At 37.9% G+C, this 15,461-nt stretch carries 13 protein-coding genes; 8 read left to right on the forward strand and 5 right to left on the reverse strand.

Going from position 1 to position 15,461, the window contains the following annotated elements:
• The first annotated feature begins 13 nt into the window (after window positions 1–13).
• A complete protein-coding gene (locus MKZ10_RS09745) occupies window positions 14–1,051 on the forward strand; it encodes a Gfo/Idh/MocA family oxidoreductase (RefSeq protein ID WP_342504776.1) in 1,038 nt (345 codons plus the stop codon).
• A gap of 80 nt (window positions 1,052–1,131) precedes the next feature.
• Here MKZ10_RS09745 and MKZ10_RS09750 read toward each other — a convergent pair whose 3' ends face one another.
• Window positions 1,132–2,073 (reverse strand): Gfo/Idh/MocA family oxidoreductase, encoded by a 942-nt coding sequence (locus MKZ10_RS09750; protein WP_342504777.1) that lies wholly within the window; start codon window positions 2,071–2,073, stop codon window positions 1,132–1,134.
• A gap of 214 nt (window positions 2,074–2,287) precedes the next feature.
• On the opposite strand from MKZ10_RS09750, the gene MKZ10_RS09755 reads away from it, so the two are divergent.
• The 5 genes from MKZ10_RS09755 (at window position 2,288) to MKZ10_RS09775 (ending at window position 7,881) form a co-directional block, all read left to right on the forward strand.
• On the forward strand, window positions 2,288–2,596 hold the full coding sequence (locus MKZ10_RS09755) for a PTS sugar transporter subunit IIB (protein ID WP_342504778.1): 309 nt from the start codon (window positions 2,288–2,290) through the stop codon (window positions 2,594–2,596).
• A 25-nt stretch (window positions 2,597–2,621) separates the two neighbouring features.
• On the forward strand, window positions 2,622–3,908 hold the full coding sequence (gene celB, locus MKZ10_RS09760) for a PTS cellobiose transporter subunit IIC (protein WP_342504779.1): 1,287 nt from the start codon (window positions 2,622–2,624) through the stop codon (window positions 3,906–3,908).
• Window positions 3,909–4,093: 185 nt separating this feature from the next.
• A complete protein-coding gene (locus MKZ10_RS09765; RefSeq protein ID WP_342504780.1) occupies window positions 4,094–4,399 on the forward strand; it encodes a PTS lactose/cellobiose transporter subunit IIA in 306 nt (101 codons plus the stop codon).
• A gap of 13 nt (window positions 4,400–4,412) precedes the next feature.
• On the forward strand, window positions 4,413–5,801 hold the full coding sequence (locus MKZ10_RS09770) for a glycoside hydrolase family 1 protein (protein WP_342504781.1): 1,389 nt from the start codon (window positions 4,413–4,415) through the stop codon (window positions 5,799–5,801).
• Window positions 5,802–5,937: 136 nt separating this feature from the next.
• Window positions 5,938–7,881: a BglG family transcription antiterminator gene (locus MKZ10_RS09775; protein WP_342504782.1), complete on the forward strand. Its 1,944-nt coding sequence runs from the start codon at window positions 5,938–5,940 to the stop codon at window positions 7,879–7,881.
• Between the two features lie 234 nt (window positions 7,882–8,115).
• On the opposite strand, the gene MKZ10_RS09780 is transcribed toward MKZ10_RS09775, so the two are convergent.
• Genes MKZ10_RS09780 through MKZ10_RS09795 form a run of 4 tightly spaced genes read right to left on the reverse strand, consistent with a single transcriptional unit; the run spans window position 8,116 to window position 12,827 of the window.
• On the reverse strand, window positions 8,116–9,156 hold the full coding sequence (locus tag MKZ10_RS09780) for an aldose epimerase family protein (RefSeq protein ID WP_342504783.1): 1,041 nt from the start codon (window positions 9,154–9,156) through the stop codon (window positions 8,116–8,118).
• Window positions 9,157–10,647, reverse strand: coding sequence for a UDP-glucose--hexose-1-phosphate uridylyltransferase (gene galT, locus MKZ10_RS09785; protein ID WP_342504784.1), 1,491 nt, complete (start codon window positions 10,645–10,647; stop codon window positions 9,157–9,159).
• Window positions 10,644–11,648, reverse strand: a complete 1,005-nt coding sequence (gene galE / locus MKZ10_RS09790) for a UDP-glucose 4-epimerase GalE (protein WP_342504785.1) — start codon at window positions 11,646–11,648, stop codon at window positions 10,644–10,646. The genes galT and galE overlap by 4 nt, the downstream gene beginning before the upstream one ends.
• A complete protein-coding gene (locus MKZ10_RS09795) occupies window positions 11,649–12,827 on the reverse strand; it encodes a galactokinase (RefSeq protein WP_342504786.1) in 1,179 nt (392 codons plus the stop codon).
• Between the two features lie 413 nt (window positions 12,828–13,240).
• On the opposite strand from MKZ10_RS09795, the gene MKZ10_RS09800 reads away from it, so the two are divergent.
• Together MKZ10_RS09800 and MKZ10_RS09805 are read left to right on the forward strand one after the other, a co-directional pair.
• Complete coding sequence (locus MKZ10_RS09800) at window positions 13,241–14,515, forward strand: extracellular solute-binding protein (RefSeq protein ID WP_342504787.1); 1,275 nt, start codon at window positions 13,241–13,243, stop codon at window positions 14,513–14,515.
• A gap of 67 nt (window positions 14,516–14,582) precedes the next feature.
• Entirely contained in the window at window positions 14,583–15,458 is an 876-nt protein-coding gene (locus MKZ10_RS09805; protein ID WP_342504788.1) for a sugar ABC transporter permease, read from the forward strand.
• Window positions 15,459–15,461: the final 3 nt, after the last annotated feature.

Consider the following 15,461-nt stretch of genomic DNA (forward strand, 5'->3'; position numbering starts at 1 on the left):
GGGAGCGATTCAATTGAAGATAAAAGCTGGAATTATTGGATGTGGCTCAATCGCTAAGCTGCGCCACGCGCCGGAATATAAAGCAAATCCCTTTGTAAGTGAAATTGTTTTTTATGATAGAAATAGGGAGCGAGCTCAGGCATTAGCTGATCTATTTGGGGGAAGTGTGGCAGAAACCCTAGAGGAGCTACTGAATGATCCTACAATCCAAGTAATTAGCGATTGCTCATCAAATGAATCCCATCATGTTTTTTCTTCTCGAGCATTGCTGAGTGGCAAGCATGTATTATGTGAAAAACCGATTGCTTTAACAGTTGAACATGCAGAACAAATAATCGAAGCCCAGCGTATTTCAGGAAAAAAACTCATGGTTGATCATAATCAGCGTTTGACTCGTGCGCATCAAATGGCGAAACAAATTATAGAGAACAATCAGCTAGGGGATGTGCTCACGTTTAGAACAACATTCGGACATTCAGGACCGGAGAAATGGGGGGTTAATAAAACAAACTCCACTTGGTTCTTTAAAAAAGATCGTTCGGGCTTTGGAGTAGCAGGTGATTTAGGTATCCACAAATTAGACTTACTGCAATACTTACTAGATGATGAAATTGAACAGGTAAACGCTATGCAAGGAGCACTTGATAAAGTAGATAAAGACGGAAACCCAATCGAAGTATGTGACAATATGGTTTGTCTACTAAGAACAAAACAAGGACGAATCGGAACAGCAACCTTCTCATGGACATATTACGGTGAAGAAGATAATAGTACGACGATTTACTGCAAAAATGGCATACTGAAGATTTATAATAATCCTGACTATCAAATTGAAGTAATCATGAACAATGGCGGAAGGATCAACTACGAGCTTGAAACTATCCAGACGAATGATAACCAAATGAATAGTGGTGTGATTAATGCATTCATTGACAGTGTCCGTTTGGATCAAGAACCTATTGTTACAGGGCAAGCTGCATTAGCCTCGTTAAAAGTAGTTTTAGGCATTATCGAAGCTGCCGAAACAGGAAATAGTGTAAGTATTGAATAATGGCTGCATAATCTAAAAAGTCGTCGTGTATGAGTTTAAGATTCATACATGACGACTTTTTTTATTGTTAGCTGAGGAGATTAGTGAGTCAGTAACTTTGCTACAGCACGGGAGATCTCATGCGTATTAATCGTAGATTCAATTTGCTTGTTATTCACACAAGCTATAAACTCCGCAACTTCATAATACATAGAATCATAGTCATGCTGGACGGAAATATCCTCAGTTTGTCCATCTCGATATTTAATCAAAATATGGCTTGGGTCACTAATTTGATCAATTTCAATTACACCATCTTCTCCCTGTATTTCACTCGGGAAATGGGAGTCTGTAATTTTAGAGTACATTAACACTGCTTCAAATTGCTCATACACTAAAATCATACTTCCTTGACCAATCGCACCCGTTGACAATAAATAATCATTTTTCAGCACAGAATTCGGCTCGCCAACTAAGTGCATCAGCGGGGCAATTGTATAGACGCCTAAATCCATTCTCGCTCCATTACCAAGCTCAGGCTTGAAGGCATTTTCAATAATCCCATCCTTGTACTTATCATAACGTGAGGAGTATTGGTTATAATGAAAAACAAATCGGCGGAGTGGACCAATCTTATGCAAATGCTTTTTCAAATTGAGAAACGTTGGTGTAACAGTCGACTTCATTGCTTCCATATACGTTGTTTGGTACTGTTTCGCAGCTTGAATGACTTGATCCATTTCATCTACGGATGTTACTGCAGGCTTCTCGCAAAGGACATGAATGCCGTTTTTTATAGCTAAAATACTTTGCTCTGCGTGAAAAAGATTCGGCGATGCAATATAAACAGCATCAATATCTCCACTTTGAAACATCTTTTCCATATCCGTATAGACATTTTTGACGTCATATTTATCTGCAAAATGTTTGCCCGTTTCCTCAGCTCTTGAATAAATTGCGCCAATGCTAAATTCGGGATGCGCGTTAGCTGCTGCAATGAAACGATCTGTAATCCAATTCGTTCCGATGATACCAAATTTCATAGTGCAATCCCCCTCTTCTTAGTAAATAAATACTGCTTTAGAATTATGATTCGTTATTATTGTGTCATAGTAGTTCTTCATTAGCAACTTTAAAAATTAGAATACTTACTCTTTTCCTCCACCTAATGGAAAAACAGTATGTGTAGTTGTAAGCGCTCGCAATCTATAATCATAGTATGTTCAATTAATTGGTAGAGAAAGGGAGGTGTTTTAGATGAAAAACATTTTATTAGCTTGTTCAGCAGGGATGTCTACAAGCCTACTCGTAAAGAAAATGGAGGAGGTTGCACAGAGCAAAGGAATTGAAGTGAATATTTGGGCAGTTTCACAGGACAAGGCAATGAAGGAAATTGAAAAGGCTGATGTTCTATTAATTGGTCCGCAAATGAGATTTTTGAAGAAAAAGTTTTCAAGTGTTACAGAAGAGCAAGGAATACCGTTAGAAGTCATTGATACATTAGCATATGGCAGATTAGACGGTGAAGCAGTGTTGAATAGAGCGCTAGAATTGATGGAAAACTAATCTAACAGATAAAGGGGAGAGCAGGATGGAAAATAATAAATTTATGCGCTTTTTGGAAAACTTCTTACTTCCAATAGCAGATAAACTAAATAATAATCGCTATTTAACTTCATTGCGTGACGGATTTATGATAGCTTTACCATTGATTATTTTCGGATCGATATTTGTTGTTATTGCAAATCTTCCGTTTCTTGATAAAGTGATAAGTGCAGAAGCATTAACAGCCTATCAAAATGCTTTGGGGCCAGCTTCAGCTGCGACATTAAGTTTAATGGGACTATTTGTTATTGTAGGTATCGGTTATAAGTTAACTGAACACTACAAAGGTGAAGCCATTTATGGTGGTGTGATCGCATTAGCCTCTGTACTTATTATGACACCACAAGTTTTAGACGGTGTTTCAGGTGTTATCCCGACTGCAAGCCTCGGGGCTCAGGGGATGTTTTTAGGAATATTTACTGCCTTTATTTCAGCAGAACTATATCGCTTCTTTGTTAAAAAAGAATGGACAATTAAAATGCCCCCGGGTGTTCCTGGTGCTGTAGCAAAATCATTCAGTGCATTAATTCCCGTTACGTTAACATTAACTATATTTTTAATCATCCGAATTCTATTTAGTTATACTACATTTGAAACGGTACAGAACTTTATCTATACTGTCATTCAAGGACCGTTAACTGTCTTAGGAAGTGGATTACCTGCTACAATTGTTGCAGTGCTACTCATTCAAGTATTCTGGTTCTTCGGTTTACATGGTCAAATTATTGTAAACTCTGTTTTCGATCCAATCTGGTATACATTGAATGAACAAAACTTAGCTGCGTTCCAAGCGGGAACAGAATTACCAAATATTATTACAAAGCAATTCATAGATTCATTCCTAGTTGGAATGGGCGGATCAGGTATGACATTAGCTGTCATTATTCTAATCTTCATAATTGGTAGAAGTAGACAATTGAAGGAGTTAGCTAAATTAGGAACACCTTCGGGTATCTTTAATGTAAACGAACCGATTATCTTTGGGCTACCTATCATTTTGAATCCTTTAGTAGTGATTCCATGGCTAGTAGCGCCGGTTGTTGTCACATTAACTACGTATTTTGCCATGGCAACAGGATTAGTTCCACCACCAGCAGGAATTATCGTACCTTGGACAACACCACCGATTTTGAATGGATTCTTGGCAACAGGAAATGCATGGCAGGGTGGAGTGTTACAAGCCTTTAATCTATTTGTTGTTATGCTTATTTGGTGGCCATTCCTACGAATCATGGACAAAAAATACTATGAAAATGAACAAGTTCAAAAATAATTACGATATTAAGGTGAAATAAAGAACCTTACACCAATGCTTGGCGTCTGGGGATGCCTCCCGCGATTAAGGAAGTTTGAAAAAACATGATTAGTCTTAATTCGCATCGGTGCCCCAGTTGACGCCATTGCTAGAGATTACAGTGAAACGGAAAATTACGGAATCGTTTCAAGAAGGAGTAACCTATGGATAAAATAACAGAAATAGCATTCCAAATCATTTTAAATGCTGGGAATGGAAAATCGAGTGCAATGGAAGCTATACAAGCAGCGAAGGAAAAAAACTTTGAAGAGGCTGATCGTCTCATCGAAGAAGCTGGAGAAGAGTTGGGGAAGGCGCATAGCTATCAAACTAAATTACTGCAAAAAGAAGCTAGTGGTGAAGAGAATCCTATCACTGTGATGCTTATCCATTCTCAGGACCATTTAATGACGGCGATGACTGTTAGAGATTTAGCAATAGAAATTGTTGAAATTTATCGCAATAAATAATGGAGGTATTCGCATGTCAGTACAATATAAATTCCCGACAGGTTTTTGGTGGGGAAGCGCAACGTCAGCAACACAAATTGAAGGTGCTGCAAATGAAGGAGGAAAGGGACTAAATATATGGGATCATTGGTATAAAACAGAACCGAATCGTTTTTTCGATAATGTTGGTCCTGAGTCTACTTCTAATTTCTATCATTTGTATAAAGAAGATATTCGTTTGATGAAAGAAATTGGTCATAATACATTTCGAATGTCTATTTCATGGTCCCGCTTAATTCCAACTGGACGTGGAAAGGTAAATGCCGAAGCTGTACAGTTCTATAATAATGTCATTGATGAATTGATTGCCAATGATATCGAGCCATTTGTTACTCTTTATCACTTTGATATGCCACTGGAACTTCAAGAAGAAGGTGGTTGGGAAAATAGGGAAGTTGTCGAGGCTTATACAGACTATGCTAAAGAATGTTTCCGCCTATTTGGTGATCGCGTGCAAAAATGGTTCACGTTCAATGAACCAATTGTTCCGGTTGAGGGAGGCTATCTGTACGATTTCCACTATCCTAATGTTGTTGATGCAAGGCGTGCAGTCCAAGTGGCTTATCATACGATGATTGCTCATGCTCAAGCTGTAAGAGCATATCGCACATTTTCATTTGAAGAGGGGCAAATTGGGATTGTTTTAAATTTAACGCCATCTTACCCGAGAAGTGAGAATCCGGCTGATTTACAGGCTTCCAATCGAGCTGATTTATTCTTCAATCGTAGTTTTTTAGATCCATCCGTATTAGGAGAATATCCAGCTGAGTTGATTGATATACTGAGAGAACACGATCAGTTGCCTGTGACGGAACAAGGTGATAGCAAATTATTAAAAGAAGGGATTGTCGATCTTCTTGGCGTAAACTATTATCAACCACGACGAGTGAAAGCAAAGGAACATTTACCTAACACAGACGGTCCATTTATGCCTGATTGGTTCTTTGATAATTATGAAATGCCAGGTAGGAAAATGAATAAGTACCGTGGATGGGAAATATACGAAAAAGGCATTTATGATATAATGATGAACCTAAAGGAAAACTATGGAAATGTCGAGTCGTTTATTGCTGAAAATGGAATGGGTGTTGAAGACGAGTCACGGTTTATAGTCGATGGTGAAGTTCAGGATGATTACCGGATTGAATTCATTGGTGGTCATTTGAAATGGTTGCATAAAGCAATCGAAGAGCAATGTAATGTTCGAGGTTTTCACATGTGGTCATTTATGGATAATTGGTCATGGATGAATGCTTATAAAAATCGTTATGGCTTTATCTCAGTAGATATTGAAACACAGAAAAGAACTCCTAAAAAGAGCGCCCATTGGATAAAAACTGTTTCCGAAAATAATGGTTTCTAATTATGGATTATGAGCCATCAATAATTTTCAAGCTTCATAATCCTTCGGTACAGTGATTAAGTGAGCTTTGGAGGGGTTTTGACTTACTTGTAGGTCAAAGCCTTTTTAGCTTCACTAGTAAGGAGAGTTGGCTTTGATGTTGACCTTAAGAATAAAAACAATCCTTCGAGAATTGGTAGCCGTAGCAACACCTATTACAGGTAAATATTTGGCAACTATCAACCAAGTTACTTCTAGGACAATAAGAGAAGACATAAAAACCCTTGATTTATTGCTCGTCGATAATGGAGCGAATATTGATTCGATAATGGGGCAAGGATATAAATTAAGGATTACAGATGAGCAATTATTTCGTAGCTATTTAAAAAGAATTTCTGGCGATGATTCTACACTTGGAAAAGTGATTCCTAAATTACCAGAGGAGCGAATTATTTATCTCATAAAGCGCTTCCTTTTAAGTGAGAGATACATTAAGCTAGATGATCTAGCTGACGAAATGTACGTTAGCAAATCGACCATTCAAAATGATTTAGTGCATGTTAAAAACAAGCTGTCATTGTATGACATTCGTTTAGAAGCACGTCCTAATTATGGATTGAAAGTCAGTGCCGATGAATTAAAGCTCCGTTTTTGTATGGCTGAATATATATTTGAGCGAAGAGAGGGGATAGCTCGGCAACTATTCGGCTCTCACTTTACGCTGCTATCACAAGGGGAATTGGATTCTTTATTAGAAATCATTGTAAGTCAAATCAATATTCATCAAATTACTGTGTCGGATATTGCGATTAATAATCTAGTGATTCATATGGCTATCGCCTATAAAAGAATAAAAGATGGCTATCACATTACTTTATATAAAACGGATCTAGATGAAATACTTGGACAAAAGGAATATCAGGTGGCTAGCGAAATTGTTAGGAAAGTTGAGGAGCGGTTTCAAGTTGAGTTTCCTCAAGAAGAAACGGCATATATCGCACTACACTTACTAGGTACGAAAATCTTATTACAAATGAATGCTACGAATAAGATTATTAAAGAAGTTGTAGAGGAAGATATTTCAAAGGTAGTCGTAAAAATGTTGGACAAAATAGAGTCCAAGCTAAACCTAGGGGTGAGCGAGGATCAAGAGCTTATTATCGCATTAAGCTTACATTTAAAGCCTGCAGTCAATCGTTTTAAATATGGTATGAATGTTAGGAATCCAATGCTTGAAGATATTAAGAAAAATTACCCCCTTGCTTTTGAAGCTGGGGTTATTGCGGGGGCAACTATCAATGAGCAGATTGCCATGGAAGTTGACGAGAATGAGATAGGCTATCTTGCGCTTCACATAGGAGCTGCCATTGAACGAAGGAAATCGAAGATTGGTCCAAAGAAATGTTTAATCGTTTGTGCTTCAGGATTAGGAACTGCACAATTAATTTACTATAAATTGAAGAATCAGTTCGGAGAAGGACTAGAGCTTGTAGGCACTACTGAATATTATAAGCTACATCAATATAATTTACTGGATATTGACTTTATCGTAAGTTCTATTCCAATTCAAGAACAGCTTCCAGTCCCTGTTATTATCGTTAACGCTATTTTAGGAGATACAGATATAAGAAAAATAGAACAATTTATCGTGCATTCAAAGCAAAAGTTTAACGCTTTTTTCCAAGAGGAGCTTATGTTTTTAACTAAAAGTTTTGTATCCCAAGAAGAAACATTGGAATTTTTGCATACTGCATTATTGGATAAAGGATTAGTTGATGGAACATTTCTCGATGCAATTTATGAGCGAGAGAAAGTAGCACCGACATCATTTGGAAATTTAGTGGCGATTCCACATCCTATAACACCCAATTCGGATAAAACCTTTCTAGCGGTTTGTACATTAACAAAACCCGTTATGTGGAATGGTAAACCTGTACAATTTATTTGTTTACTCAGTGTGAAAAAGAATAGTCAAGAAGATTTACAAGGGATGTATGATTTGCTAGGGGAAATTATTCATGATAGTTCACTTGTCGAAAAGTTAATTAATGTGAAAACATATGATGCATTTATGAAAGTGTTATCAAAAGAAAAAGCGTAAAATAGGTAGGTACTATTTTACGCTTTTGTCTGAGTTCAGCAGAAAACCCCGGCTGAACTCAGATAAAGCCTCCGGCGGATGTCAGGGATTTTGAAAGGAGTCAAGAAGGAAGTCTAAGTGCGCGACGTCCTGTCGCAACGACTGCATAACCTACATCCTGTTGGTCTCAAGCTCAATTCAAAATCCCGACGCAATTACGCCAAGGCGTAATTGATTATGTCCATTTTGAGCAATCTAATCTAGTAGCACGCCAAATGAAAACACGGTCTGTTTATCATAGGGGATATGCGCATCTAGCCGTACAGTTGGAAAGCCTTCATGATGCAAGGAAGCGGGGGAGGCTTGTGTTTCAAAACAAATGCCGTCATATCGTTTAGATGTGCCCTCTGTTAGCTCCAGCCCTTCAGTCAGATTATTGGCTGTGTACATGACTACACCCGGTTGATTGGTCTTGATTGTCATAACACGCCCACTGACTTCGTCTTTAACATAAATTGCTTCCTGTTGTTGAGGATTCAAAATAAAATAATGGTCATAACCATGACTTGCTATGATATTTTGTGAGAATGTGGAGTCAATCCCATCGGCAATCAATTGCCCAGTCCGAAAATCAAATGGTGTATGCGTGACCTCGAGCTTGTTACCCGTTGGAATTAATTCATTATCGAGTTCAATAAATTCATCACTAGCGATTGTGACATGATGGTCGTGTATCGTCCGTCCTATATTCCCAGATAAATTAAAGTATGAGTGATTGGTTAAAGTAAGTGCAGTATTTTTATCGGAAGTTGCCACGTAATCGACAATTAGCTCATTGTTATTGGTCAATGTATAAGTAACAGTAATCTCCACTGTCCCCGGATAGCCTCCTTCACCGTCTACGCTCGTATGTGACAAAGCCACTCCTACTGTATCCTCTGTTTGAAAGGGGGCAGCTGTCCAAATGACTTGATGCAACCCACCAGCACCGCCATGTAAATGATGGGCTTCTTCATTTGCTTCTAATCTATAGGATTGATCTTCTATGGCAAAAGTAGCTGCTTGAATTCTTCCTGCTACACGACCAATAATCGCACCAAGAAAGTTAAGGTTCTGGGTATAGTCTGCATGGTTTTTGAAACCTAGTACGACGTTCTCGATGTTGTTATGACGATCTGGAACGTTAATAGCAGTAATGATGCCACCATAGTTTAGCAAGCTGACGCTCATGTTCTGCTGATTGGTTAGTGTGAATAATTTCCAGTTATTCACGGTGTTTTGTATGTCTATATTCATTCAATCGTCCGCCCTTTTATTGATACTGTTGATAAATCGTTCACATGCATGGTTATCTTTAAAGACGCCCGCATCTCCAAGTACTTTAGCAAATTTAGCTCCTAGTTCTTGTTCTAAAAATGCATCAATTTGTACAAGATCACCCAACAGTCCATATTTTTCTTTAAGCTGGTCCGCCCATTGATGATGGTAGGGGGCAACAGTACTTGGTCGATCTTGTAAAAATGCCTTAATTTCTACTAATTCATCCTTCAAACGAGCGGGTAGAACAGCGAGCCCCATCACTTCAATCAGCCCAATATTTTCTTTTTTGATGTGATGAACATCAGCATGTGGATGGAAAATCCCTAATGGATGTTCATCAATTGTTCGATTATTACGTAACACTAAATCAAGTTCAAACTGTCCATCACGCATACGGGCAATCGGTGTGATGGTATTATGTGGCGTATTTCCACTGAAAGCACTAATACTTGCTTGCTCATCATTGTAATTTTTCCAGATTGAGAGGATATGGTCTGCCGCTTCAATCAATGACTCGGTGCTGACACCTTGTAAGCGAATGGTCGTTAGTGGCCATTCCAAAATAGTCGCTGATACATCTGAGAAATGATCGAGTTCGAACGACAAAGCAGTGGCGGCAGCAGTCATTGGAAAGTCATATCTACCAGCCTGATAATGATCATGGCTTAAAATAGATCCACCGACAATCGGTAAATCAGCATTTGAACCAATAAAATAATGTGGAAACTTGCTGATAAAATGAAGCAATCGCTCAAAAGTCGCTTTACCAATTTTCATATCACGATGTTTTTCAGCTAGCAAAATACTATGCTCGTTATAATAGACATACGGTGAATATTGTAAATACCAGTTTTCATTAGTGAGTGATATTTTTATCACACGGTGATTGGCGCGTGCGGGATAACCAGTTCGACCTGCGTAGCCCTCGTTTTCGATGCATAAGAGACATTTTGGATAATTCACCGTATGCTTTAATTGGCTCTCACGTTTAATTTGTTCTGGATCTTTCTCAGGTTTTGATAGATTAATCGTAATATCCAATTTACCGTAGATTGTATCAGTTTTAAATTGGATATTCTTTTGGATTCGGTTCATCTGAATATAATTGCTATTTTTACTTAATGCATAAAAATAATCGGTTGCTTGTTGTGGGGAATGGCGATACTTCTCTTGAAAAATGTTATTAATAACAGAAGGTCTTGCCACAAAGCAATTCATGATATTGGCGGATAGGATTTCTCTGTCATCAAAGACATCTTCAATGATACCCTGTTCAACAGCATAATCAATGATTTGTTCAAGTAAATTGGGAATGGTATCGTCTATCGAATTTTCAATTTGTGCCGGCATTGCTTTGAGATGGAGTAAGGCAAGCACCTGGTTTGTGGCGTAGATTTGGTCAGCATATTCAATTAGCTCGATCTGAAGTGCTTGTCGAATAAGTCCCGTAATCTGTTGATAAATCATTCGTTTGTCACGTCCTTTTGGTAGCCGGTGGGGTGATTGACATGCCAGTTCCAAGCATCTTGAATAATTTTATCAATAGAAGTGCGTGTTGGCTGCCATCCTAATAAGGAAGCAGCTTTTTCAGAACTAGCGATCAAAATACTTGGATCACCTGCGCGACGCACACCTGCTTGTGTTGGGATTTCTTTGCCCGTCACTGCGCGTGCTGTTTCAATCATTTCTTTAACAGAAAAGCCTTGATTGCTCCCCAAATTGAAAATATCGCTTTTCCCCCCATTATTTAAGTATTGAAGGGCTAAAAGATGCGCTTGGATTAGGTCTTCTACATGTACATAGTCACGAATACAGCTACCATCTGGCGTATCATAATCCTCCCCGAAAATAGTAATATGTGTTCGTTGTCCGAGCGCTGTCTGGAGAATGATTGGAACAAGATGTGTCTCGGGATGATGATCTTCTCCAATTTTCCCAGATTCACGTGCACCTGAAACATTGAAGTAGCGTAAGGCGACATAGTGAATGCCATAAGCTTGCTCGCACCATTTCATCATTTTTTCCATCGTCAGCTTCGTTTCCCCATATGTACTTGTCGGGTTAGTAGGCATGTCTTCTGTAATCGGCACTGCTTCAGGCTCCCCATAAGTAGCTGCTGTCGATGAAAAAACAATTTTCTTCACTTGAAATTCCTGCATCACTTGCAATAAAACCTGTGTGCCGTAAACGTTATTATCAAAATACTCCAGTGGCATTTCCATAGATTCACCAACAAGGGAATTCGCTGCAAAATGGACAACGGCTTCAATGGATTCCTTCGTAAAGACACTACGCATAAAGGCAATATCACGAATATCCCCTTCATAAAAGGTTGCACCAGGATGGACAGCCTCTCTATGACCTGTCTGGAGATTATCAATAACGACAACATCCAATTGCTGGTCCATTAGCTGATAAACCGCATGTGATCCAATATAGCCTGCTCCACCTAAAACTAATACACTCATTTAAATCACTCCTTCAATAAGTTCTCTAGCCCCGTCCCCAATTGTCGCGGTATAAAAAGTTGCTTCGTAGCCTGTTTTTTGATGATAGATAGTATTGACAGTGTTCTTAAAGTGTTCCACTTGCTCCTTTTCAACAATGGCAATTGCACAGCCACCAAATCCAGCACCTGTCATACGGGCCCCAATCACGCCAGGTTGCTCCCATGCCGTATGAACGATTGTATCCAACTCAATACCTGTTACTTCATAATCTAGCTGAAGTGAAAGATGTGATTGATTCATCAATTGACCAAAGGCGTCTATATGTCCTTGTTGTAACTGCTGCAGAGCTTCTAACGTCCGATGATTTTCATAGACTGCATGCTTTGCACGTTTTAGGTTTGTTTTATTCTGAATTAAGTACATATGTTGTTTGAATTGTTCCTTTGTTAAATCACCTAGACTTTCAATTGAAAGTTCCCGTTGCAAGTCTGCTAATGCTTGTTCGCATTGTGTCCGTCGTTCATTATATTTTGAAGTAGCTAAAGTACGTCGCTTATTCGTGTTAATAATCATAATCACATGGTCTTCCAATTGGATGGGCGCATATTGATAATCTAATGTTTGACAATTTAATAGAATTGCATGGTCTTTTTTTCCTTTTCCAATTGCAAACTGATCCATAATGCCACTATTGACACCAATATAATTATTTTCTACTTGCTGCCCAAGCTGAATCATCTTGACACGATCTATTTCTAGGTCAAATAATCCTTCCAACAAAACGCCAGTGACCATTTCAATTGAAGCGGAGGAGGACAACCCAGCACCATTGGGGATGTCTCCGAAAAATAAAATGTCCATCCCTGAAGAAATTATAAATCCGCTGTCACGCATGAACTTAATCATCCCAATAGGGAAGTTCGCCCAGTCATGCGCTTCGTCATAAGCTAAATGGCTAAGATCACATTCAATAATTCCAGTATGCGTAAAATTTAGTGAGAAAAAGCGTAACTTTTGATCATCACGTTTGTGTGCAAGTGCATATGTACCAAATGAAATCGTGGCAGGGAAGACGTGGCCACCGTTATAATCTGTATGTTCACCAATCAAATTAATGCGACCGGGTGCAAAAAATATACGTGGAATTTCAGTGCTGTCAAAAATAGTTTGAAACTCTTTCCGTAAATCCAGCTTCAAAGTTATACCTCCTCTTAAGTTAATAAATTAATTTAATTAAGTAGAGTATACGCTACTTTGAGTGAATATTCAATACTGCTTAAATATGATAGTGGTTGCTTCCCAAATGGACTCATAAAGAAATATTTTCGTGCTAAGTTGAAATCAAACCATGTCTATGTAACTATGAATCAAGAAGAGTGTCCTTTGATGGTTAGCAATACATATATCACAAGCCATTTTGGGCGGTGCCAAACAATTTGATCTTGATTTTGCTATATAGCAACTCCAAAACATGCTTTTCAGACTAGTTAAACTATGAGAGAAATTAGTATTCAGAGAATATTGGATGAATTCATAGGTTTATAGGATATAAATTAATAGAAAAAGCGTTAAAATCTATTTAAGCGCTTACATTAAGGAGGAGAAGTTTTGTGAAGAGAATTGGATTAATAATATTTGGGGTATTCATGGTGTTAAGTTTAGCAGCCTGTGGCAGTAATAAAGATTCCTCTACAGATGGTGTAATTGAATTGACGCTTTGGAATGATTGGACTGAAGATCGACCGGAAAATACAGTTTATAAAGAAATTATTGCTAAGTTTAATGAAGAACATAAGGACATTCGAATTAAAGTAGAAAGTATTCCACATGATCAATATGAAACAAAACTAAGAACGCAAGCCGCAGGAAAACAACTTCCGGATATGATGCGGGTCTGGCCGGGGGCTCGAACTGCTCCGCTTGCGGAAGGTGGCGCATTACTTCCGCTTAATTCGATCATTGATCATTGGGATGGAGTAATTCCAGATTCTATATTACAGGATTATGCTTTAGATGGAAATTACTACGCGATACCTTCTAATATTAGTGAAACGAGTTTGATTTACTATTTTAAAGATTTGTTACAAGAAGTTGGATATGATGAATTCCCATCTACTTATGTAGAGTTGAAAAAGCTGATACAAGCACTAAACGACAAAGATATTACTCCAATTGCACTTGGTAACAAATCAATTTGGCCTTTGCAATCCGTATATATTTCTACTATTGCTGATCGTCATACTGGGAGCAACTTTTTGAAAGAAGCATTAAATGGAACTGTATCTTTTGAAAATGAACAATTCATTAAGTCCCTATCTGTGATAGATGAATTGACTAAATTAAATGCATTCAATGAAGATATGAATACGATTGATGAAGCACAGTCAAGAAGTGAATTTATCAAAGGAGAAACGGCAATGCACTTTGCAGGATCATGGGCGCTTGGTCCAATTATTGGGAGTGTAGAAAACTTAGATAATATAGGAGTCGCTCCATTTCCCACATTCGAAGGTGGAGAGGGAGACGCTTCAAAAATATCAGGTGTCGCAGGTGGTGGAATTGCAGTTAATAGTAATTTAAGCGATGAAGAGCAAGAGGCAGCCTTTACATTTTTGAAATACTACTATAGCGATGAGCTGTATCAGCAACTTGTAAAAGCAAATATTATTGTTCCGGCAGATGTGAAAATGGATGATAGTATACCTCAAGTTTTTCGTGATGCAAATAGCTATGCACAGGGTGGTTTGTCACCAGTGTATGATGCAACCCTGACACCAGAATTAACAGATATGATTAATAACGGGCTCCAATCAATTACATTAGGTGAAAAAACACCAGAGGAATTAGCTAAGGAAATGCAAAAAGAATGGGAGAAAAAGAAGTAGTAGTAATAAAGCGGAAATTGTACAGGTCGCCATTTTCGGCGACCTGTGAATTATAGGAGGCGAGACCTTGCACTTAACTAAGAAAAGTAAGGTAGCCATAATTATTGGATTGCTACCAGCTTTGGTACTTTATATTTTGTTTGCGATATTACCGATTATTCAATCCTTCTATTATTCTTTAATGGAATGGAATGGCATCTCTGATATGACATTTGTGGGGATTGATAATTTTAAAAGGTTATTTCAAGAGCCCTTATTTTGGAGTTCGGTTAAGAATAACGTTTATGTAGTTACAGCATCTGTTTTAGGGCAAATTCCAATAGCATTATTCATAGCACTTCTATTAAATAGAAAACTAAAAGGTGTTAGGATTTTTAGAACAATTGGCTTTTTGCCAGTTGTTTTGTCTACAGTTGTTATCTCATTAACTTGGAGTCTTATTTATAATTCCAAAAATGGAATGCTTAATGAATTATTAAGAACTGTTGGATTGGATGGATTGACTCAAAATTGGCTAGGCGATACGAAATGGACCATGTTTGCAGTTCTAGTCACAATCATTTGGCAATTTATTGGGCTTTACTTAATTATATTCCTAGCTGCCTTACAAAATATCCCGGAGGAAGTATTAGAAGCTGCAAAAATGGATGGTGCTTCAGAATGGGTAACTACTTTTAAAATTACAATACCGATGATTTGGAGTACAATCATCGTTGCAGTGATTTTATGTATATCAGGTAGTTTGAAAACATTCGATCTAATTTATGTAATGACAAATGGTGGTCCAGCACATTCTACAGAAGTTATGGCGTTATATATGTTTAATGAGACATTTAGTAAACTAAATTACGGATATGGTAGTGCTGTTTCTGTATTTATATTTTTCTTCAGTCTTATTTTAATATTTATCGTCACAAAAGTGTTTAAGGGTAAAATGATATAAGGG

Origin of the sequence: Sporosarcina sp. FSL K6-2383 (assembly GCF_038618305.1) — a bacterium.
Taxonomy (GTDB): Bacteria; Bacillota; Bacilli; order Bacillales_A; family Planococcaceae; genus Sporosarcina.

What these genes read in the sequence shown, in the direction of transcription:
- MKZ10_RS09750 (WP_342504777.1), bottom strand. Translation starts at nt 2,073, where the DNA reads ATGAAATTTGGTATCATCGGAACGAATTGGATTACAGATCGTTTCATT.
- MKZ10_RS09755 (WP_342504778.1), top strand. Translation starts at nt 2,288, where the DNA reads ATGAAAAACATTTTATTAGCTTGTTCAGCAGGGATGTCTACAAGCCTA.
- celB (WP_342504779.1), top strand. Translation starts at nt 2,622, where the DNA reads ATGGAAAATAATAAATTTATGCGCTTTTTGGAAAACTTCTTACTTCCA.
- MKZ10_RS09765 (WP_342504780.1), top strand. Translation starts at nt 4,094, where the DNA reads ATGGATAAAATAACAGAAATAGCATTCCAAATCATTTTAAATGCTGGG.
- MKZ10_RS09770 (WP_342504781.1), top strand. Translation starts at nt 4,413, where the DNA reads ATGTCAGTACAATATAAATTCCCGACAGGTTTTTGGTGGGGAAGCGCA.
- MKZ10_RS09775 (WP_342504782.1), top strand. Translation starts at nt 5,938, where the DNA reads ATGTTGACCTTAAGAATAAAAACAATCCTTCGAGAATTGGTAGCCGTA.
- MKZ10_RS09780 (WP_342504783.1), bottom strand. Translation starts at nt 9,156, where the DNA reads ATGAATATAGACATACAAAACACCGTGAATAACTGGAAATTATTCACA.
- galT (WP_342504784.1), bottom strand. Translation starts at nt 10,647, where the DNA reads ATGATTTATCAACAGATTACGGGACTTATTCGACAAGCACTTCAGATC.
- galE (WP_342504785.1), bottom strand. Translation starts at nt 11,648, where the DNA reads ATGAGTGTATTAGTTTTAGGTGGAGCAGGCTATATTGGATCACATGCG.